Raw genomic sequence first — 21,343 nt, 5'->3', positions numbered from 1 at the left:
AAGACGGCGCAGGCATAAAAGCGAGATGGGGCGCGGCGTTACGTGAGCAGTGAGCGGGGTGTTTGCTGCGATTTGCGTATTTGTTTATGGCGACATAACGGCATAACCAGACAATCGTTTTTCCCGCGCCTGAGCGTTCCTAGAATGGACCCCTCAGAAAAGAGGTTTCCATGAATCATTTCCCCCTGTTCCTGGATGTGCGCGGCCGGCCGGTGCTTGTCGTGGGTGCCGGCCTGGTTGCCGAGCGCAAGATCGCGCTGCTGTGTGCTGCAGGTGCTCAGGTGGTGGTCGTTGCACTTCAGGTGCGCCCCCAGGTGCAGGTTCGGGCACAGGCTGGTGAGATCACCTTGTACCAGGGTGAGTTCGAACCGGGTCAACTGGATTCGGCCTGGCTGGTGTTCGCCGCCACCGGCGACCCGGTGACGAACCGTGCGGTCGCCGACGCAGCACAGGCTCGGCGCCTTTGGTGCAACGTCGTCGACGATGCTGAGCTTTCGTCCGCACAGGTGCCTGCCATCGTGGATCGCTCTCCGGTCGTCGTGGCCATTTCCTCCGGGGGCGCTGCCCCGGTGGTTGCCCGTCACCTGCGTGAACGGATTGAGGCGCAGGTTGAACCCGCCGTGGGCTCTTTGGCGGCGTTGCTGGCTCATCGTCGGTCCGCCATCCGGGCGGCCCGTCCGGAGTTGCGGGCACGTCGTGCGCTGTATCGCTGGGCGCTGGAAGGGCCCGTGCTGGCGGCTTTGCGCTGCGATCTCCCACAGCGCGCCGAAGCTTTGCTCAGCGATGCACTGGCGCGTCGCACCATGCCGATACAAGGCAGGGTTCTCCTGGTGGGGGCGGGGCCGGGCGCCCCAGGCCTGCTGACGTTGCGGGGTTTGCGGGCTCTGAACGAGGCGGACGTGATCCTGCATGATCGTCTCGTCAGTACCGAGGTGCTGGCCTTGGCCCGCCGCGATGCGCTCAGAATTTCGGTGGGCAAGGTACCGGGCGAGGATCACGAGGCCACGCAACGGCGTATCCACGCGCTCTTGCTGCAACATGCTCGCCGTGGCCGCTGCGTAGTGCGCCTGAAAGGCGGTGATCCTCTGGTGTACGGTCGGGGCGGTGAAGAGCTTGAATTCCTGCGCGGGCAGGGCGTGGCTTATGAAGTGGTGCCTGGCATCACGGCCGCCTTGGCGTGCGCAGCCTATGCCGGCATACCACTCACGCATCGTGATCATGCCAGTACTGTGACGCTTGCCACGGCACACCGCCGCTCGGATCTGGGCGGCTTCGTGGGAGAGGGCGAGACGCGGGTGTATTACATGGGCGTGGAGCGTCTGCCCATGTTGTGCGCGGAGCTTGTACGGCAAGGGTTACCGGCCGCCACCCCATGTGCTTTAGTAGAGAACGGTTCGCGCCCTGGTCAGCGCACGCTGCACGCACGGCTTGGCGACCTTGCCGTTGCGGCGCGTCGCTACGCCGTGTGTTCACCTGCTTTACTCATCGTGGGCGAGGTCGCCGACCTGGGAACGCAACTTGCCTGGTTTGGCGAGACTCTTGATGCAGACTCCTCCGTCGCCTTTGCGCCATCCGCTCCTCAGGCGATTGCGGCATGAGCGTCCTTCGCAGACCGCCCGAGGGTCTCGTCGGCACCCTGGCGTCTCGCTGGGAGGCCCTGCTGGCGCAGCTGGGCGCAATTGCTGACGCGTATCCGGACGCACAGTTGGCGTCGTCTATGGGTGTCGAGGATACCTTGCTCATTCACGCGCTCATGCAACTGCCGTGTCGCCTGGAGGTCTTCCTGCTGGACACGGGGCGACTGCACGCCGAGACGCTGGATCTGGTGGCCGTCGTCGAGCAACGCTATGGCATCCGGATACGGGTGATGCACCCCGATCCACAGGCGGTGAAGGATCACGTGGATGCCTATGGGGAATATGCGTTCCATGAGAGCGTTGCACTGCGCAAGGCCTGCTGCGGGATTCGCAAGGTCGAACCGCTGCGTCGCGCGTTGGCTGGGCATTCCGCCTGGATCACTGGACAGCGCCGCGAGCAAGCCGTGACGCGCACCGAGCTGCCTGAATCGCAGTGGGACGCGGCATTTGGCTTGCAGAAGTTCAATCCGCTGGCCCGTTGGACCACGGCTGAGGTGTGGGGCGTAGTGCACGCATTGGGCGTGCCTTACCACCCCCTGCATGACCGCGGCTATCCGTCCATAGGCTGCGAGTGCTGCACGCGTGCGGTTCGCGCAGGTGAGGATCTGCGCGCCGGACGCTGGTGGTGGGAGCAGCGCGCGACCCGCGAATGTGGTCTGCACGCCGCCCCCACGGTGATTCCACGCGCCGTGCCCCCTTCCATCCCTTGATCCATTTGAGGCCACGATGACTACTTCCGTGTTGCAACGTACGCACCTGAACTGGCTGGAGTCCGAATCCATCCACATATTGCGTGAGGTCGCAGCCGAGTGCGAGCGGCCGGTATTGCTATTTTCGGGGGGCAAGGATTCCTGTGTGCTTTTGCGTCTGGCCGAGAAGGCCTTTCGTCCGGGGCGCTTTCCGTTTCCATTGCTGCATGTCGATACGGGCCATAATTTTCCTGAAGTGATCGCCTTTCGCGATGCGCGGGTCTCACAATTGGGTGAGACCTTGCTGGTGCGCAAGGTTGAGGATTCCATCGCGTGCGGCAGCGTCGTGTTGCATCGGGAGAATGACTCACGTAACGCGGCGCAGGCCATCACCTTGCTTGAGGCGATCGACGAGTTTCAATTCGATGCCTGTATTGGCGGTGCGCGTCGGGACGAGGAAAAGGCACGTGCCAAGGAGCGCATTTGCTCGTTTCGCGATGAATTCGGCCAGTGGGACCCGAAGAACCAGCGTCCGGAACTCTGGAATCTTTACAACACGCAGGTGCATCCAGGCGAGAACATCCGAGTATTCCCGATCTCGAACTGGACCGAACTCGATATTTGGCAATATGTGGCGCGCGAGCAGCTCGCTTTGCCCTCCCTCTATTACAGCCATGTGCGTGAAGTCGTGCGCCGCAAGGGCCTGTTGGCCCCGGTGACGCCCCTCACGCCGGCCGGCGAGGGCGAGACGGTGGAGCGCGTGTCCGTACGTTTTCGCACGGTGGGCGACATATCTTGCACCTGTCCGGTGGCTTCGATGGCGGCCACGGCCGTGGACATCATCGCCGAGACGGCCGTCGCCACCCTCACTGAACGCGGTGCCACCCGCATGGATGATCAGGTCTCCGAGGCCTCCATGGAACGCCGTAAGAAACTGGGATATTTCTGATGGATACGTTAAATGAACAATGGCCGACGATGGCCGACGGCAGCGTGTTGCGTCTGGTGACGGCCGGGTCTGTGGATGATGGAAAGTCCACGCTGATTGGACGCCTGCTGCTCGATAGCAAAGGTGTGTTTGCCGATCAGTTACATGCGATCTCCCGGTCGCGCTATTCCCGTGCGCCGGGGAGTACACCGGACCTGGCCCTGTTGACGGATGGTCTGGAGGCCGAGCGCGAACAAGGCATTACCATCGATGTGGCCTACCGGTATTTTGCGACGCCGGTGCGCAAGTTCATCATTGCGGATGCCCCCGGACACGAACAGTACACCCGCAACATGGTGACGGGAGCATCCACGGCGGACGCCGCCATCATTCTGGTCGATGCTGCGCGGGCGGCTGGTGGGGCGTTGTTGACGCAGACCAAGCGCCATGCCACTCTCGCACGCCTTCTGGGGCTACGCCATGTCGTGGTGGCGGTCAACAAGATGGACCAGGTGGGTTGGGATGCCGAGGTGTTCAGTGGTATTCAGGCCGCTTGCCACGATCTTGGGCAACGTTTGCAGATTCCCTCGTTGCAGTGCGTACCACTGTCTGCGTTGACCGGAGACAACGTCGTTCATGCCAGCGCCCACATGCCTTGGTATCCGGGCTCGCCCTTGCTGCCGCTCTTGGAGGCATTGCCAGTGGGGCACCCTGATAGTCGCGACGCCTCGCGCTTCTTCGTTCAATGGGTGATTCGGCATGAGGGCAGCACGACACGTGCATTTCGGGGCTATGCGGGGCAACTTCGGGGCGGAACGTGGCGCGTAGGTGACACGGTATGGGTGCTGCCGGGGGGGGAGTCCGCATCCATCAGCGCCCTGTGGCGCGGGGATCAACCGCTGCAGATTGCACATCGAGGCGATAGCGTCACGGTCGTACTGGATCGCGAAATTGACGTCTCTCGGGGCGACTTGCTGGTGGGCGACGGTATCCCTCCTGTCGAGGCGCGGCAATTCGAGGCTGATCTGTGCTGGCTGGATCGGCGAGCACTTGATCAGACCCGATGGTACTGGCTCAAACAGGGTTCGCGTCTGACTCGGGGCCGTGTTGTCGACGTCACTGCGCGCCGTGATATCCACGAATTGCGTTCGGTTCCCTGGCACGGGGAGTTGGCCATGAACGATATTGGCCGAGTGCAGATCTGCGTGCGCGATGCGTTGGCCCTTGATGATTACGATGATGAGCCTGCGACGGGGGCATTCATCCTGATTGACGAGGCGAGTCACCAGACAGCTGCCGCTGGCATGGTGCGGTTGGCGGCCGGCAGCTGATCAGGCGTGTGGGGCGCCTTGTGCGGATCGGCGGCCCTTTGCCGTCGGGTCCGACATGAATCCACCGGTCTGGCGCTGCCACAGATGAGCGTAGAGTCCGCCTTGGGCGAGCAGCTCGGCGTGCGTGCCCATTTCGACGATGCGACCGTGATCCAGCACGACCAGGCGATCCATGCGTGCGATGGTGGACAGGCGGTGGGCGATGGCGATCACGGTCTTTCCCGACATGAGCAGCTCCAGGCTTTCCTGAATGGCGGCTTCTGTGTCGGAATCCAGCGCGCTGGTGGCTTCGTCCAGCACCAGGATGGGGGCATCTTTCAGAAGCACACGGGCAATGGCGATGCGCTGGCGTTGCCCGCCAGACAGCTTGACGCCGCGTTCTCCTACCGTGGCGTCCAGGCCGTGGCGGCCGTCGCCGTCGACCAGGCCCGGGATGAACACGTCGGCATGGGCTTTGCGAATGGCGGCCTGCAGCTGGGACTCTTCCGCGTCCGGGTTGCCATACAGGATATTGTCTCGAATGGAGCGGTGCAGCAGCGATGTATCCTGTGTCACGACTCCGACCTGGGCGCGCAGGCTTTCCTGTGTGACACGCGCGATGTCCTGGTTATCCACCAGAATGGAGCCTTGTGTGAGATCGTGCAGGCGCAGGAGCAGGCTGACCAGGGTGGATTTTCCGGCACCGGACGGCCCGATCAGGCCGATCTTTTCACCGCCTCGAATGTCCAGGTTCAGGCCCGAGAACACCGCATGCCCTCGGTCATAGTGGAAGTGGACGTCGCGCAGGGCGATGACGCCTTCGGATACACGCAGGGGCTGCGCCTGGTTTGCGTCTTGCACGTCACGCGGTCGCGAAATCGAGGTAATGCCATCCTGCACTGTGCCCACGTCACCAAAGATGCTGTTGACGACCCACATGATCCATCCCGACATGTTGCTGATGCGGATGACCAATCCTGTGGCAAGTGCAATGTCGCCTACAGTCACTTCGCCACGGGTCCAGAGCCAGAGGGCGAGCCCCGAGGTGGCGGCAATCAGCAGGCTGTTGAGAGCGGTGACGCCGGCATCAAGCGCAGTCGTGACGCGTGTCATGTGGGCAAGCTTCTCGGTCTGTTCAGCGATGGCCTCACCCACGTAGGCTTCTTCTCGCTTGCGCTTCGCGAACAGTTTGAGGGTCAGGATATTTCCGTAGCCGTCGACGATGCGGCCCATGAGTTTGGAACTGGCCGCAGAGGCTCTCCAGGATCGTTCCTTCATGATGGGGATGCATACGTACAGCAAGGCGACATACACGATGATCCACACGACCAGTGGAACTGCCAGCCGCCAATTGGCATGGACAAACAGCGCCACCGCGCTACCGGCATACACGATGACGTACCACAAGGCATCGACCACCTGCACGGCGGATTCACGCAGGGCGTCGCCCGTACGCAGAATTCGGTTGGCGACGCGTCCGGCGTAGTCGTTCTGAAAGAAGCTCAGGCTCTGTCGCATGACATAGCGGTGGTTCTGCCAACGGATGCGATTGGTGAGATGAGGGACGATGGTCTGGTTGACCAGCAGGTCGTGCAGAGCACTGAAAATCGGTCGAGCCACCACGGTGATGAGGGCCATCCAAAGTAGCTCACGTCCGTGTCGCGCAAAGAACCCCGGTTCCGGCAATTCTTTGGCCAGATCCACGATACGCCCGATGAAGCCGAACAGCGCCACTTCGATCGCCGACACCCCAAATCCGACCACGAGAATAGCCGCAAAAATAGGCCACACCTGACGGAGATAGAACAGGTAAAAGTGGCCCACCTGGGTGGGCGGCATGCGATCGTCGGGTTCTTTGAAAACCTGAATCAGCGATTCGAACCAGCGAAAAATCATTCCGTTGCCTGTGTACCCGTGGGATGGATTCAGTATGAGCGCGTTTCAGTGGGCGTGGGGCTGGAGCCGCGCGGCACCCAGTACCAGCAGCCAGGTGCATAGCACGAAGGGGGCTGTCAGTGTGGGGATGCCCTCGAGTTGTAATCCACGTGTGAGCACAGTGCTGAGGATGATGCCCAAGGTGGGTAGCCACCAGCGCCCTCGGGTTCGTAGGGCTTCTGCCGTCAGCACTGCATTGAAGCCGTAGATCCCAAGTGTCTGCAGGTCTGAGGGAAACCCCAGCAGCAACGCGATTCCCCAGCCCAGCAAGGTGGCCCACAGTGCCGTCGTGGCGGCTTTTCGACTTGAGAGCAGCAGTGCCAGCAGACACAGTGCGCCAGACACCGGGTTGTCCAACAGCATCACCTGGCCTGCACCCCGCAGCACCCCGAACAGTGCATCGGTTTGCGCCGGAGCTTCCAGAGGGGCTGTCGGAGTTGCGTTGGGCCAGCTCAGCCAGGCCGCCAGCGCGATGAGTAGCCACGTGACTGCGACAAACGGTGCCGTATAAACCGGGAACCGGCTTGCCTTTTGCCACAGGATGACAATACTGGCCGTGATGATCCCGGCAATCACGACCAGTGTCCAGGCAAAGGGCCCAGGGTTTATCAGCCACAGGACACCGATGCCGGAGAGCGCGCCGTTGTACCCGTAGAGCCCGTCACGCCAGGCGTTTCGGTCGCCAAATGCATAACCCCAGGCCGAACCGGCCAGCGTGCTGAGCGCGCAGGCTGCCGCCCATTCATACGATTGCAGAGCCACGGCCGCGAGCAGCAGTGTGCCGGTCCAGGCGCTGCGCTGCAGATAGACCTGTCCGATCCCCCGCAAGAACGCGTGCAACCAGTGTACGAACGGCTCGTGCTGGAGGGCTCCTGACTCGGTCATGCTGCCTCTGTGGTGATCGTTGAGTGAATGCCCGGCTGGGCGGCTGGCCGAGTATAGACCTCCGTGTCTTTGGTGAGCGCAACCGGGGGCGATTTTGGGTGGGATCTGGTCCCAATGAAAGCCTGTCACTGGTCCAAAAAATGCCTGTGGCTGGAGGAACGCCCGTAGTAAGCTTGTCGTCAGTATGGTTATAAGCTCATAAGATGGGTTCATAAGAAGAATTCGGGAACTCAAAATGCCAAGGTTTTCAACGGAAGAGGAGTGAGACATGACAAAATCGCATCGTGGCGATTCAGGTCCGACGACCCGCCGCAGTTTTTTGCAGCTGGGTGCTGCAATGGGCGTAGGGGCAGCTCTAGGCGGGTTGTCTCGGGTCGCCAGTGCGGCCGCACCCGCAGTGGTCGATTTGCCCTTTGCCAATGGGATGCGTCCCATGGCGACCTTCCCACAGAAGCGGCCGCTCATTCTTCAGACGGCGCGCCCGCCCCAACTCGAAACCCCGTTTCGCATTTTCAATGAAGGCATCTTCACACCGAATGATGCCTTTTTCGTTCGCTATCACTGGAGCGGCGTTCCGACCGACATCAATCTCGACACCTATCGCGTCGAGATCAAGGGAGCCGTGAACACGCCCTTGTCTCTGTCGCTGGCGGACGTCAAAAAGCTGGGGGAAACCACGCTGGCAGCAGCACATCAGTGTTCGGGCAATAGCCGCGGGTTTTTCGAGCCCAGAGTCAATGGCGGCGAATCCGGGAACGGCGCCATGGGCAACGCCCGCTGGACGGGGGTGCCCCTGAAGGCCGTGCTCGAAAAGGCTGGGCTCAAGGCGGGTGCCGTGCAGGTCTCGTTCAATGGCCTGGATCATCCTCCGTTTGGTGATGGTCCCGACTTCATCAAGGCGCTTGAACTCGATCATGCGCTGGATGGCGAAGTGATGCTGGCTTGGGCCATGAACGGCGAAGACCTGCCCATGCTCAATGGCTATCCCTTACGCCTGGTCGTCCCGGGGTATTACGGGACCTACTGGGTCAAGCATCTCTCCGACATCACCGTGCTCGACAAACCGCTCGAAAATTTCTGGATGAAGACAGCGTATCGGGTTCCTGACGACGCCTGCGCTTGCGTGGCGCCGGGTGGAAAAATGACCAAGTCGCGTCCGATCGGCAAATTCGCAATCCGTTCCTTCATCACCAGTGTGCTGGACGGCGACAAGCTGCATGTGGGCAAGTCCACCGTGCTCCGAGGAATTGCCTTCGATGGTGGTTATGGCCTGACGGCCGTTGATGTGTCCTCGGATGGCGGGCGTTCCTGGAGGCGGGCCAAGCTGGGCGACGACCATGGCAAATATTCATTCCGCGAGTGGACCCTGCCCTTTACTCCGGCCAAACGGGGCCCGCTGCAACTGAAGGTCAGGGCATTTAACCGCATCGGCCAGACGCAGCCCATGGAGGCACTCTGGAATCCCTCCGGTTATATGCGCAACGTGGTGGAAACCACGCGCGTCACTGCCATCTAGGAGCCGTCATCATGTCTACACTGCATCGTTTCATTTTGATGGCGGGCGCGGCATTCTGTCTTTCGGCCGCCGCGTTGCCTGCCAGCGCCTTACAAATCACCTTGCCACCCGATACGGCCACGCTTGAACCCAGCACTTTGCCGGGTTACCAGAAGGCGCTGCAAAACTGTACGGCCTGCCACACGGCTGCGTACATGCAGACGCAGCCAGCCTCCTCCCAGGCATGGTGGACGGCCGAAGTGCACAAGATGAAGAAAGCCTATGGCGCGCCTATCCCCGAAGCGGACATGGACGCGATTGCCGAGTACATGTACAAGATCTATGGCTCGGGCGATGGTGCGAGTCGGGCTTATGGCGCTGCACATCCGGCGGCCAAGAAGTAACTCTGCAAGAGCAACAGGGAGCGTCTTGCGGGTGGCGGAACCGATGTTATGAGTGCACCCGCAAGACGACTTTTCCGAGTTGCGCATCCGATTCCATATAGGCAATCGCTTGCGGCAGTTCACGGAAAGCGAATGTCTTGTCGATGAGAGGCGCGTCGTGAGGCAGACGCGGCAGTACCTCGCGCACGACGCCTTGAACCAGGTGGTGGCGCTGCTCTGCACTCTGTTGTTTGCTTGACACCCCAAATAAGGTCAGGCGCTTTCGGTGCAGTGCAGCGAGGTCCAGCGGGCTATTCTGCACGCCGTCCAGGTAGCCCACCATGGCAAGGCGGCCTTCGAATGCAAGCGACCGGATGCATTCGGCAAAGACCGTCCCGCCGACGGTGTTGACGATCAAGTCGGCACCGTGTTCTTGCGTCGCGGCCATGACCGCCACATGGAAATCGTCCACCCGGGTGTGCAGGCCTACGTCCAGCCCCAACTTCTGTAGCCGCTGCAGTTTGGCTGCAGAACCCGAGGTGCCGATCACTCGTGCGCCCAGGGATTTTGCAAGTTGAAGAGCCAGCACGCCGACCCCTGAAGAAACTCCGGTGACGAGCAGCCATTGCCCTGACGCAAGGTGGCCCTGAGCGATCAGCATGTCGTACACGACCAGCGACGCAATGGGGATAGCCGCTGCCTGTTCCCATGACAGCGATTCAGGTATCGGCATGGCGTCCGAGGCTTCCATGAGCACCTGCTCCGAATAGGCGGCGTGGCAGCGGCCCATGACTCGGTCCCCCACCTTGAAGCCTCCGGTCTGTGCGCCTGTCTCCAGTACCGTGCCGGCTGCCTCCATGCCTAGCGAGACAGGCTGGCCCGAAGCCGTAGGATGGCCGTGCAGGGCCAGCAGTTCGCCACGATTGAGGCCTGCTGCGCGGACCTGAACCCGGAGCTGGGTGGTCCCGGGAGTCGGCTCAGCGACTGGATCGCAACTGACCCTTATCTGGCCGCCGTCAAGCTGTGCGCGATATGCCTGCATCGAGATTCTCCCTGCCTCTGTAGACTGGCTCTCACCTTAGCACGGCGTCAACTCCGGCTCCCGGAATGTTTTTGCGGCGCTTGCCGTACGTAAGGGCAGGTGGATGCACTCAGCGGTCCATAGGCCTGTTCGGCAGGGATGGTCGCCACGACTTTGTGGAGATCCCATGGGCCTGCGCTTTCAGATGGATTCTTGACCTGAAGCAGGGTCAGGTCGTTCATCATCCGGCCATCGGCGCGGATGACCCCGTGGTGCACGAAGAAGTCATTGACAGGGTGAGATTTCAGCCAGGTGATGACGGTTTCGGCCTGAGTGCTCCCGGTCTGTCTGACGGCGTTCAGGTAGCTGCGAGCAGCGGAGTAGTCACCGGCCTGGCCGTAGGTGGGCATGCGGCCGATCTTTGCCTGGTATCGTTTTGACCAGGCCTCGGATTCCGGGTTCTTGTTCCAGAACCACGGAACAGTGAAGTACATGCCCTGTGTCACCTGAAGTCCGAGGGCGTGGATATCAAGCAGTGTCGCGGTGAGCCCCACGGGGGTCATGGTCTTGGTGAGGCCGAATTCCACGGCGGTCTTCAATGAATTCACCAGATCGGCACCTGCATTGGCGAGTGCCAGTACGTTGGCACCAGAGTTCTGTGCCTGCACGATGAAGGATGAGAAGTCGGCGGTCCCCAACGGGGTGTTGACCGACCCCAGCACCTGCCCCCCAGACTCTTTCACCACGGCGGCCGTGTCGTGCTCAAGTTCGTGCCCGAAGGTGTAGTCGGTCGTGAGGAAGTACCACTTTGAACCGCCTTGCTTGACGACTGCCGCCCCTGTCCCTCGCGCGAGCCCGCTCGTGGAGTAGGTGTATTGGATGGTGTAGGGGTTGCAGCGCTCATTGGTGAAGGCCGAAGCGCCTGCGCTGGAGGTGATGAAGAGCTTTTTCTTTTCTGCAGCGACCGCCGACATGGCCAGGCTGGCGGCCGAGTTCGTCCCGCCGATCAGCAGATCGATGTGCTGGTTGTCGAACCACTCTCTGGCCAGCGCGGCCGAGACGTCGGCCTTGTTGCGGCTGTCGGCTACGATGAGTTCGACTTTGCGGCCGTTGACCGTACCGCCGATGTCGGCGATTGCCATGCGGATCGCCTCGGCGCCCCCGGGGCCGTCGCCGTCCGCGTAGACCCCGGACATGTCGGTGATGAAGCCGATTCGGATGGGCGGTTCGGTCGGTTGGCCGCCTGCAGCTGTGGCAGACAAAAGGGTGAACAGCAGGCCAAGAAGGGGGGTTCTCATGAGGATTCCAATCAGCAATTGCGGTGTATTCTAGCGGCAGAGCGGGTTACAAAATCTGTCAGCCACTGTTGCGTACAGGGTTTCTGGAGGAAGACACGGATGATTCGTTATGGCGTTGCTTTAGGTGGCGTGATCTGTGCTGCGCTGCAATGGGCGGTACCGGCCTCGGCGACGGCCTCGGCGCTGGATGCCTTCCTCCAATCTGATTACAAGGCTGCGTTTACGCAGTACCAGGCGCTGGCGAAGTCGGGCGCGCCCAACGCGCAGGCCATGGTAGGGGTCATGCTCCAGGACGGCATTGGTGCGGATGCCAGTGTCGAAGGGGCGACCGCAGCGTTTGAGGATGCCGCCAAGGCCGGTAATGCCGTAGCTGAAAACGGGCTGGGCTACATGTATGACAAAGGGCGCGGCGTCGGAATCGACTTTGATCGTTCTTTCAAGCTTTATCAGTCGGCGGCCCAGAAAGGCTTTGCGCGTGCGCAGTTCAATCTGGGGGTCATGTATGACCTGGGTCGTGGCGTATCCAAGGACCACAGCCAGGCATTCAAGTGGTATCTTGCGGCGGCCCGTCACGGTTACGTACCGGCTCAGAACAGCGTAGGCGGCATGTACGCCTTGGGCGAAGGGGTGCAAAAGGATCCGAAGCAGGCGGCCTATTGGTTCGGCCAAGCGGCGTCCGCAGGACGCGATGCGTTGGCACTCGGCAACTTGGGCGCGTTGTACGCCTTGGGCACTGGGGTCGACAAGTCTCCCGAGCGTGCGCTGGACTTTTATCACAAGGCGGTTGCGGCCAAGGATGCCAATGCAGAATTCAACCTGGGACTGATGTACCTGAAGGGTGACGGTCTGCCCAAAGATGTCACGCAGGCAGTCAAGGCGTTCGAGAAGGCCGCAGCGGGTGGCAATGAACGTGCGCGTGCCGTCATGGGCCTCTTGTACGCCACCGGGTTCGGGGTGGGTAAAGTCAACCTGATGAAGGCAGTCACGCTCTTGCTCACGGCAGCAAACAACGCTGACCAGGCTGAAAGCCGAACCTGCGGGATCAAGACTCAGGCTGACATCGATACCCAGAATCGGTTGGCGCAAGACAACAATCCTCGTGCGCTGTACTGTGTGGGGGTCGCGTATGCGCAAGGCATAGAGGGGCTTTTGGCCCCAGATCCGGCCCAGTCCAGCATGCTTTTGGGGGCCGCTGCCAATCTGGGTGATCCTGGGGCGCAGTACCGCATGGGGGTTGCTGCCATGCAAAAGGCTGCCAACCCCTGGGACAGTCAGTTGGCCATTCAATGGTTCCTTGCCTCTGCGCTAGGGAAGCGTCTCGATGACGTGCCTTCTACGGTCGACGCGACGCAGCGTTTCCTGGATGAAAGCGAGCCTTCTATCTCGTTTTCTCTGGTCACGACGGCGTCATCGGCTCACGATCTCTTGCCTGGCCAGATCCTTCTCGCGTCGCCGGGTGAATTGGGCCAGATGAAAGTCAAGGCTGCGTCGGTCAAAACGACAAAGGGTGCTCCGGCGGCGTCCTGAACTTCGCCGCATGCCGAGATGAGTGCAGCGACGCCGCCACAGCCGCGCCGCGCACGTCGATTTTTTAAGTTTATTGCCACGTGATGCTTGTTTTTTTGGCATGATTTGCTCAAAATTATGCGCAATGCGTATATAGGAGCCATCATGGCCGTAGCCCAACAAGTCTTCTTGCGCGACGCCATGCGTCGCTTGAATCTCACGCGAGACGTGTTTGCCGCCCGAATCGGTGTCAAACGCAGGGCGTTGGATACTTGGCTGTTACCCGAAGGCTCGCAGGAATCTCGGGCCATGCCAGAGGTCGTCAGCCGCTTCGTGACGGAAATCGTCGAAAACGACGGGCTTCTCAAAAAATATGCGCAGAGCGCACGTTCTGGTCCTCTGCGTGAGCGTATCGCGATCAACAACAAACATCAGTTGTTGTCCGTGGACCAATTCACGCGGGAGTCGGTCGAAGAGCTGTTTCGAGTCGCCGATCTGATGCAACCCATCGCGCGGCGACACAAGGTGACGCGTGTGCTGGAAGGGGCGGTGCTGGGCAACCTGTTTTTTGAGGCGAGTACACGCACGCGGGTGAGCTTTGGCGCCGCATTTTGCCGGCTAGGGGGCTCGGTCTGCGACACCACCGGGTTCACGTTTTCATCCATGGTCAAGGGTGAATCCATTTACGACACCAGCCGTGTGATGAGCGGTTATGTGGATGCCATGGTGATTCGCCATCCCGACAAGGGGTCGGTCGCCGAATTCGCTGCTGCCACGAACATTCCGGTGGTCAACGGGGGGGATGGCGCGGGCGAACACCCCAGCCAGGCTCTTCTCGACCTTTACACCATCCTGACGGAATTTTCGCGCCTCGGAAAGCTGCTCGATGGCGCGCATATCGTGATGGCAGGGGACCTGAAATATGGCCGCACGGTTCATTCTCTCATCAAGCTGCTGGCTCTGTACCGCGGGATGAAGTTCACCTTGGTGTCGCCACCAGGGCTGGAGATGCCGGACTACGTGCTGGAACAGGTGAGCCGCAACGACCACGTCATCGAGCAGACGCACGATCTGGCAGGCGGGCTCAAAGGGGCTGATGTGATCTACGCCACGCGTGTACAGAAAGAGCGTTTCACCGGCGAGCAATTGGAAGGCTACACAGCCGACTTTCAGGTCAATAAGGCGCTCATTGACAGCTGCTGCGGGCCCGACGTGGTTATCATGCACCCCTTGCCTCGCGATAGTCGAGAAGGCGCCAATGACTTGAGTACGGACCTCAACCACGATGCTCGTCTGGCCATCTTTCGCCAGACTGACAACGGCATCCCGGTGCGAATGGCAATCTTCGCCGTGTTGCTAGGGGTAGAAAACCTGGTGCACCACTCGCTGCGCGACGTGACCTGGCTGCCGCCTTCGCATATTGGCCCGGACGACAGCGTGTTTCACGGAGTCGATTGAGGCGCTATTTTTCCTCGGGCGCAGACCCTAGGGCGCCCGTCAAATCGTCAAGCAGGCGGGCGAGCTCTCCCGTCATCAGTGCGGTGTCGGCGTCGAACTGTTCAGCCTCGTTGGCCACTTGAGCGTCCTGGTTTTCTTTGAGTACGTCGAGCGGTGCCACCCGCTTGATGTCCAGCGTGTCGGTCAGTACGAATGACACGCGATCATTCCAGGTCATGGCCAGGCGCGTGCATTGCTTGCCCGCTTGCACGTGGCGGCGGACTTCTTCGATCTCGATGGACTGCCGCACGTAGCGCACGGTGGCGCGGGATTCACCGGTGGATCGCAGCTCGGTGTCTTGATCGATGGTGAAACCGGCCGGTGGTTCGTCCTCAGACAGCCACAGCGTCATGGCTGTCGCAGGTGAGAGCTCTACGTGCAGCGGCACGATAGGGAATGGGGTCAGCGTTTTGGCGAGCAGGCCCAGCACTTCGTCGCTGCGTGCGGTGGCGGCTGCGTCGATGGCGACCCAGCCGTTGCGGGTATCCATCCATAGCCAGGTGTCGTGGGCGATGACGAAGGCGCGCGGTAGCAGCTCCATCGTCATCTGCTCCTTGATTTCCTTCATCTGCTTGCGTCCCGGCTTGTAGCCTTGCCGGTCTTCGATTTCCTGTGCGCGCGCACGGCTCGCCTGATTGATGACAGTGGTTGGCAGCAGTTTCTTTTCAGTGCGCAATCGCAGCAGAATTTGCCCATTTTGTTCATACACCAAGGCGCCATCGTCTCGTGGAGAAGCCCAACCCGAAACCTGGCTGTCCTGGCTGCTGCCCGGCTGAAAGGCCAGGGGCTCCAGCGCGGCTTCCAGGGCGGAGGCCGTCAGCGTGGCATGAGGAGCGAGACGGTAGAGCTTGAGATTTTTGAACCACATGGCAAGGGTGTGAGTGATCGGCGAAAAAGGCCTTGATTGTACGCGAGCCCAAAAAAAAGACGGCCCAGTTGAACTGGGCCGGGAGAGACGATCATGGTTGCAAGTGTTAAGGCTCGCGGGGGATGCAGCCATGACGGTACACCGAAGTGCTCGGGGCTAGGCCATCAAGGGGAAGATCGGCCTTGCAACCGTTCGAGCGTACTCGTCTATTCTAGCGGTAACCGGCTGACTGAACTCTGAATGAATTGACAGAAATTACAGGCTACTTGCATTGGAATCAGATGCTGTTCAAGTCCTGATGGCGTTTTTCATGCACGAATAGGGTGCCGACCACCAGCGTCATAGCGCAAACGCCGATAGGGTACCAAAGGCCGTCGTACATATTGCCGGTAGTAGCCACCGTCGCGAATGCCACAGGTGGCAAGAACCCCCCGAACCAACCGTTGCCAATGTGGTAGGGGACGCTCATTGAGGTGTAGCGGATGCGTGTGGGGAACATTTCCACCAGCAAGGCTGCAATCGGCCCGTAGACCAGCGTGACCTGCAGCACCAGGCAGAAAAGAAGCAGAAGCACCATGATGGCGTTGATCTGCGTGGGGTCTGCGTGGTCGGGGTAGCCGTGGGCGCGCACCGCGTCGCGCAGCTGCTTTTTCAAGGCCTGTTCGCGATGGGCGAATTCGATTCGTGTGAGATGGTTGCCTTCGAAGGCATCGATGCGCTGGTCACCGATCCGTGCGTAGGCCACGGTGCCTGCGGGTGCCGATTGGTTGAGGTAGTGCACGGAGTGGCTCGCCATGAACGATTTCAGCAGGTCGCACGAGCGCGTGAAGGAGGCGATGCCCACGGGGTTGAATTGCAGCGAACAGGCGGCAGGGTCGGCGACCACGTATACCGGGGCTTTTTCCTGGGCGCGTTCCAACGCAGGATTGGCATAATGGGTAAGGCCCTTGAAAATCGGAAAGTACGTCAGGATCGCGATCAGGCAACCGGCCATGATGAGAGGTTTACGTCCAATGCGGTCAGAGAGCGCGCCAAATACCAGAAAGAACGGGCAGGCGAGCAGCAGGGCCAGCGCCACGAGGATGTTGGCGATGTTGGCATCTACCCCCAACGTTTCAGTCAGGAAATACAGCGCATAAAACTGACCGGTGTACCAGACAACCGCCTGGCCCGCCGTCAGGCCGATGAGCGCAAGAAGGATGAGGCGCAGGTTGCGCCAGCGCCCAAAAGCTTCTTTGATGGGCGCACGTGAAAGGAGCCCTTCGGATTTCATGCGCGTGAAGGCGGGGGATTCATGCAGGCGCAGACGAATCCAGACTGAAATGACAAGCAGCAGCACAGAGATCAGAAAGGGCACGCGCCAGCCCCATTCCTCGAAGGCTTCGCCTCCGAGCGTCGCGCGTGTGCCCAGCACTACCACCAGGGACAGAAACATGCCGGTGGTGGCGGTCGTCTGTATCCAGCTCGTGAAAAAGCCGCGCCGATCGTTGGGGGCGTGTTCGGCTACGTAGACGGCCGCGCCGCCATATTCTCCGCCAAGCGCCAGCCCCTGCAGTAGGCGCAGTCCCAGCAGAATCATGGGTGCGGCAGTGCCAATCGAGGCCGACGAGGGCAACACGCCGACCAGAAAGGTTGACAGCCCCATGATGAGAATGGTGATCACGAACGCGTATTTGCGTCCGACCAGATCGCCCAGGCGCCCGAACACCAGGGCTCCGAAGGGGCGCACGGCAAAGCCGGCCGCGAAGGTGAGCAGTGCAAAGATGAAGCCTGCCGTAGGGTTGAGCCCTGAGAAGAAGTGGCGCGCGATAATGGCTGCCAGCGAGCCATAGACGTAGAAGTCATACCATTCGAAGACGGTTCCCATCGAGGAGGCGAGAATGACTCGGCGCTCTTCGTGCGTCATGGGGCGTTTGGTTTCGTCTGCGGCGTCTGCAGGCGCGGTGCGGGCTGGGATCATGGACGAGTCCTGTCACGAGGAAACGAGACGCGCAGCCGGGTGCCAGCGCTCGTCGGGTCCTGATGGTTGCCGGGAGGCAGGAAGGCGATGGTTGCATGGTGGTGCTCGGCCACCTCGCGCACGATGGACAGGCCCAGCCCGCTGCCGTCGGCGCCTTGGCCCAAGATGCGGTAGAAGCGGTCGAAGACTCGCGTGCGTTCTTCGGGTGGAATGCCGGGACCGGTGTCTTGCACCTCGAGGCAGCAATCATCGCCTTCGGCCAGAGCGCGTACCGTGATCTGCCCTCCTTCGGGTGTGTAAAGCAGGGCATTGTGGATCAGATTATTGAGCAGTTCGTGAATCATGGTGCGGTTGCCAAAAACGGGGAGGGGTTCGTCGTTGGCTTCAAACCCCAGGTCCTGGTTGCGCTCCAGCGCTGCGCTCACCCATTGGCTCGTGCAGTCTTCAGCCAGCGCACAAAGGTCCAGCAATTCGGTGGTTCGCGATTGCCCCGGATCGATGGACTCGGCTCGCGCCAGCAACAGCAGCTGATTGACCAGGCGTGTGGCGCGTTGAGATCCCGTGACGAGCTGTTGCAGGCTGGCGCGCACTTGCGCCGGATCGTGTTCGCGCAGCGCCACTTCGCATTGAGTTCGTATCCCCGCCAGGGGGGTCTTGAGCTGGTGTGCGGCGTTGGCAACGAACCGCCGCTGAGATTCCAGGGACGCCTCCAGACGTTGCAGGACGTCGTTCATGGCGTCGATGAGGGGGACGATCTCGGCGGGCGCGAGATCGTCCCGGATGGGAGACAAATCACCAGGCTTGCGCCGTCGCATGAGCTCTTGCAGCAAGCTCAAGGGTTCCAGGCCCTGAGTCAGGCCCAGGCCAGCGAGCATTGCCGCAAGCGGCAGGATGATGAGCTGCGGGGTGAGCATACCCGTGAGGATTTCTTGCTGGAGCGTGGCGCGAGCTTCGGCGGGCTCGGCGACGACGGCGAGAAAGCCGCTTCCGGCCTGATCGCGGCCCCCCCAGACGTAAGCTATCCGCACCGACTGATGGCCGATCTGAGCGTTGCGGAAGTGCACTTGATCGATATCGTAGCCCCAGTTCTCCGGGGTGGGAATGTGCGCGTTACCCGCTACGAGGTGACCATTGGCGTCCAGGATTTGCCAGGTGGTCGGCGTATCGTCGGTCCCGCCAGCCAGAACGGTGCGAGCAGATCCAGAAAGCGCGATCCCTTGGTTGAGGTGCTGCTGCTCGACTTCGTGGCGCAGGAGCCTCAGGTGGCTGGAAAGGGTCCGGTCGTAAGGTGAATTGGCCAGGTTCAGCGAGATGAAGTACGTGATGACGATGCCGATCGACCACAGAGCGAAGAGCGGCACGATCATCCAGAGCAGGATGCGCCCCAGCAGCGTGCGGTGGCTGGAGCGGCGGGAGCGGGCGAAGTGGGTGGACATCCCCTGTGTGCTCAGCCAGCAGCCGGCACTTCGACGGGCTGGCTGCGGTGTTCGGGCTCCAGGCAGTATCCCAGGCCTCTCACGGTGAGGATTCGGACGCCGGCGGGCTCGATTTTTTTGCGTAGACGGTGAATGTAGACTTCAATGGCGTTGGTGGTGACTTCTTCGCCCCATTCGCAGAGCAGATCGACGAGCTGGTGCTTGCTGATCATGCGGCCGCTGCGCGAAAGGAAGATTTCGAGCAGACTGGTTTCTCGGGCCGAAAGTTCGAGTGGGATGCCGTCGATGCTGGCTACCCGCCCGTTCAGGTCGAAGACCAGCCGTCCGTGAAGCAGCGTAGACGCCCGTGAACCGCCGTGACGTCGAATGAGTGCGCGCACCCGTGCTTCGAGTTCGGTGAGCGCGAAGGGCTTGGACATGTAGTCGTCGGCGCCCAGGTCCAGGCCTTCGACCCGCCGTTCGATGGAATCGGCCGCTGTCAGGATGAGGACGGGCAGCGGCGTGCCACGCTGACGAAGCCTGCGCAAGACCGACAGGCCACTGAGGCTGGGCAGGCCCAGATCGAGGATGAGCAGGTCGAAGGATTGCAATTGCAGCGCGGAGTCGGCGCTGGATCCGTCGTTGACGACGTCCACCGCATAGCCCTCGTGGCGCAATGATCGGGAGAGCCCATCCGCGAGAATGCTGTCGTCCTCGGCAATCAGGATACGCATGGCGGGTGTGACGTTTTTGTAGTGGTGACGAGGCAGAAGAAGCTTGGAAGTTGCATTCTGACACGCAACCTTGCTTGCGGTCATTTAGGGTAAACGCTGGGCAAGGTGTGCCAGTATTGTGTGCTGGTTTTGTCTTGACTGTATTTTCATACAGTATAATTTAATGCCATAATTTCCCGAAACGCATCTTCTCTAAAGGAACCCGTATGGACGAACGCACCGGCAAGGCCAACACTGAACGTGCCAAAGCGCTGGCTGCCGCGCTGTCGCAAATAGAAAAGCAGTTTGGCAAGGGCTCCATCATGCGCTATGGCGACAACCAGGTTGAACACGACATCCAGGTGGTATCCACAGGTTCGCTGGGTCTGGATATTGCATTGGGGGTAGGGGGCTTGCCACGCGGTCGGGTGGTCGAAATCTATGGTCCTGAATCATCCGGCAAGACCACGCTCACGCTGCAGGTCATTGCCGAAATGCAAAAGATTGGCGGCACCTGCGCTTTTGTCGACGCAGAGCACGCGCTCGACGTTCAATACGCCTCAAAGCTTGGGGTCAGTCTTGAAGACCTGCTGATCTCGCAGCCCGATACGGGCGAGCAAGCGCTCGAGATCACCGATGCGCTGGTGCGCTCGGGTTCGGTCGACCTCATCGTGATCGACTCGGTGGCTGCGCTGGTTCCCAAGGCCGAAATCGAAGGCGACATGGGCGATTCCCTCCCGGGATTGCAGGCACGGCTCATGAGCCAGGCCTTGCGCAAACTGACGGCTACCATCAAGCGCGCGAACTGCATGGTGATCTTCATCAATCAGATCCGCATGAAGATCGGGGTCATGTTCGGCAACCCCGAAACCACGACGGGGGGCAACGCCCTCAAGTTTTACGCTTCTGTGCGCCTCGATATCCGCCGCATAGGCTCCATCAAGAAGGGTGACGAGGTCGTCGGCAACGAAACACGGGTCAAGGTGGTCAAGAACAAGGTGGCGCCACCGTTCAAGCAGGTCGAATTCGACATCATGTATGGTGCGGGTATCTCGCGCGAAGGCGAAATCATCGACCTTGGCGTCCAGGCCGGCATCGTCGAAAAGTCCGGCGCCTGGTACAGCTACGGAGGCAATCGTATCGGGCAAGGCAAGGACAACGTGCGTGATTACCTCAAAGAACACGCCGATATGGCTTTCGAGATCGAAAACCGCGTGCGTGAGCAACTGGGCGTTGCCCCCCGTGCTGGCGTGCAGCCGGCTGCGGTAGCCCCTGCAACGGCCGAACCGGCCAGCCAGGGCGACTGATCCGGTGTTCGGACAGAGCGGCCCGAGCCTGAAGGCTCGGGCCATAGGCTACCTATCCAGGCGCGAACACTCGCGCCTGGAATTGCGTCGCAAGCTGGCCAGCTACAGTGATGACGCAGCCGAAATCGAGGCGGTACTTGACGATTTGGCGCGCGAGCACTGGCAATCCGACACACGTTACGCACAGGCCTATGTCCACCGCAAGTCGGCGTCGCAGGGTGCTCTGCGTATTCTGCAGTCGCTGCGTCAGCAAGGCGTTGCCGACACCGAGCTGGCCTCTTTGCGTGGGTCGTTGCAAGACACCGAGCTCGAGCGCGCGCGCGCCGTGTGGCAGCGGCGTTTCGGGGTCGTCCCGGTCGATGCCCGAGACCATGCACGGCAATACCGGTTTTTGGCGGGGCGTGGTTTTTCTGCCGACAGCATCCGGCGGGTGCTGGGTGGACGGTCCGACGACGACGCCTGAAACACCCTTGGCCCCCCAACACCGGGCAGGGGG

18 protein-coding genes are annotated in these 21,343 nt (G+C 61.1%); 10 read left to right on the top strand and 8 right to left on the bottom strand.

What is annotated here, in order from left to right:
• Positions 1 to 170 precede the first annotated feature (170 nt).
• The 4 genes from cysG to VF285_RS14075 are packed head-to-tail and all read left to right on the top strand — an operon-like array spanning position 171 to position 4,585.
• Positions 171 to 1,598 carry a siroheme synthase CysG gene (gene cysG, locus VF285_RS14090; RefSeq protein ID WP_346953264.1) on the top strand — a complete coding sequence of 476 codons (1,428 nt, stop codon included), beginning with the start codon at positions 171 to 173 and terminating at the stop codon, positions 1,596 to 1,598.
• The gene (locus tag VF285_RS14085) at positions 1,595 to 2,347 is read left to right on the top strand and encodes a phosphoadenylyl-sulfate reductase (protein WP_346953263.1); all 753 of its coding nucleotides are present in this window, start codon (positions 1,595 to 1,597) and stop codon (positions 2,345 to 2,347) included. Before cysG ends, VF285_RS14085 begins: the two co-directional genes overlap by 4 nt.
• 16 nt (positions 2,348 to 2,363) lie before the next feature.
• Positions 2,364 to 3,275 carry a sulfate adenylyltransferase subunit CysD gene (cysD, locus tag VF285_RS14080; protein WP_346953262.1) on the top strand — a complete coding sequence of 304 codons (912 nt, stop codon included), beginning with the start codon at positions 2,364 to 2,366 and terminating at the stop codon, positions 3,273 to 3,275.
• A complete protein-coding gene (locus VF285_RS14075) occupies positions 3,275 to 4,585 on the top strand; it encodes a sulfate adenylyltransferase subunit 1 (RefSeq protein ID WP_346953261.1) in 1,311 nt (436 codons plus the stop codon). Before cysD ends, VF285_RS14075 begins: the two co-directional genes overlap by 1 nt.
• On the opposite strand, the gene VF285_RS14070 is transcribed toward VF285_RS14075, so the two are convergent.
• Together VF285_RS14070 and VF285_RS14065 are read right to left on the bottom strand one after the other, a co-directional pair.
• Positions 4,586 to 6,460 (bottom strand): ABC transporter ATP-binding protein, encoded by a 1,875-nt coding sequence (locus VF285_RS14070; RefSeq protein WP_346953260.1) that lies wholly within the window; start codon positions 6,458 to 6,460, stop codon positions 4,586 to 4,588. It lies immediately after the preceding gene.
• Between the two features lie 45 nt (positions 6,461 to 6,505).
• Entirely contained in the window at positions 6,506 to 7,384 is an 879-nt protein-coding gene (locus VF285_RS14065; RefSeq protein ID WP_346953259.1) for an urea transporter, read from the bottom strand.
• 268 nt (positions 7,385 to 7,652) lie between these two features.
• Between VF285_RS14065 and VF285_RS14060 the strand changes: the two genes are divergently transcribed.
• Positions 7,653 to 8,900, top strand: a complete 1,248-nt coding sequence (locus VF285_RS14060; RefSeq protein ID WP_346953258.1) for a molybdopterin-dependent oxidoreductase — start codon at positions 7,653 to 7,655, stop codon at positions 8,898 to 8,900.
• 11 nt (positions 8,901 to 8,911) lie between these two features.
• Positions 8,912 to 9,283 (top strand): cytochrome c, encoded by a 372-nt coding sequence (locus VF285_RS14055; RefSeq protein ID WP_346953257.1) that lies wholly within the window; start codon positions 8,912 to 8,914, stop codon positions 9,281 to 9,283.
• 46 nt (positions 9,284 to 9,329) lie between these two features.
• Here VF285_RS14055 and VF285_RS14050 read toward each other — a convergent pair whose 3' ends face one another.
• Together VF285_RS14050 and VF285_RS14045 are read right to left on the bottom strand one after the other, a co-directional pair.
• The gene (locus tag VF285_RS14050; RefSeq protein WP_346953256.1) at positions 9,330 to 10,304 is read right to left on the bottom strand and encodes a quinone oxidoreductase family protein; all 975 of its coding nucleotides are present in this window, start codon (positions 10,302 to 10,304) and stop codon (positions 9,330 to 9,332) included.
• 47 nt (positions 10,305 to 10,351) lie between these two features.
• Positions 10,352 to 11,581 (bottom strand): ABC transporter substrate-binding protein, encoded by a 1,230-nt coding sequence (locus tag VF285_RS14045; protein ID WP_346953255.1) that lies wholly within the window; start codon positions 11,579 to 11,581, stop codon positions 10,352 to 10,354.
• Positions 11,582 to 11,680: 99 nt separating this feature from the next.
• Between VF285_RS14045 and VF285_RS14040 the strand changes: the two genes are divergently transcribed.
• Positions 11,681 to 13,108, top strand: coding sequence for a tetratricopeptide repeat protein (locus tag VF285_RS14040; protein WP_346953254.1), 1,428 nt, complete (start codon positions 11,681 to 11,683; stop codon positions 13,106 to 13,108).
• A gap of 144 nt (positions 13,109 to 13,252) precedes the next feature.
• Positions 13,253 to 14,545, top strand: coding sequence for an aspartate carbamoyltransferase (locus tag VF285_RS14035; protein ID WP_346953253.1), 1,293 nt, complete (start codon positions 13,253 to 13,255; stop codon positions 14,543 to 14,545).
• A 4-nt stretch (positions 14,546 to 14,549) separates the two neighbouring features.
• Here VF285_RS14035 and VF285_RS14030 read toward each other — a convergent pair whose 3' ends face one another.
• The 4 genes from VF285_RS14030 to VF285_RS14015 all read right to left on the bottom strand — a co-directional run bounded on the left by VF285_RS14030 (position 14,550) and on the right by VF285_RS14015 (position 19,561).
• The gene (locus VF285_RS14030) at positions 14,550 to 15,452 is read right to left on the bottom strand and encodes a recombination-associated protein RdgC (protein ID WP_346953252.1); all 903 of its coding nucleotides are present in this window, start codon (positions 15,450 to 15,452) and stop codon (positions 14,550 to 14,552) included.
• 277 nt (positions 15,453 to 15,729) lie between these two features.
• A complete protein-coding gene (locus VF285_RS14025; RefSeq protein ID WP_346953314.1) occupies positions 15,730 to 17,358 on the bottom strand; it encodes an MFS transporter in 1,629 nt (542 codons plus the stop codon).
• Between the two features lie 50 nt (positions 17,359 to 17,408).
• A complete protein-coding gene (locus tag VF285_RS14020; RefSeq protein WP_346953251.1) occupies positions 17,409 to 18,848 on the bottom strand; it encodes a sensor histidine kinase in 1,440 nt (479 codons plus the stop codon).
• Between the two features lie 11 nt (positions 18,849 to 18,859).
• A complete protein-coding gene (locus VF285_RS14015) occupies positions 18,860 to 19,561 on the bottom strand; it encodes a response regulator transcription factor (protein WP_346953313.1) in 702 nt (233 codons plus the stop codon).
• 206 nt (positions 19,562 to 19,767) lie between these two features.
• Between VF285_RS14015 and recA the strand changes: the two genes are divergently transcribed.
• Positions 19,768 to 20,847 (top strand): recombinase RecA, encoded by a 1,080-nt coding sequence (gene recA / locus VF285_RS14010; protein ID WP_346953250.1) that lies wholly within the window; start codon positions 19,768 to 19,770, stop codon positions 20,845 to 20,847.
• A gap of 4 nt (positions 20,848 to 20,851) precedes the next feature.
• Complete coding sequence (gene recX, locus VF285_RS14005) at positions 20,852 to 21,310, top strand: recombination regulator RecX (protein ID WP_346953249.1); 459 nt, start codon at positions 20,852 to 20,854, stop codon at positions 21,308 to 21,310.
• The last annotated feature ends 33 nt before the right edge of the window (positions 21,311 to 21,343 follow it).

It is taken from the genome of Castellaniella sp. (genome assembly GCF_036379515.1).
In the GTDB taxonomy this organism is placed as follows: Bacteria; Pseudomonadota; Gammaproteobacteria; order Burkholderiales; family Burkholderiaceae_B; genus Castellaniella.
The sequence above is the reverse complement of the archived record's forward strand: the minus strand, read 5'-3'. Positions and strand labels throughout refer to the sequence as shown.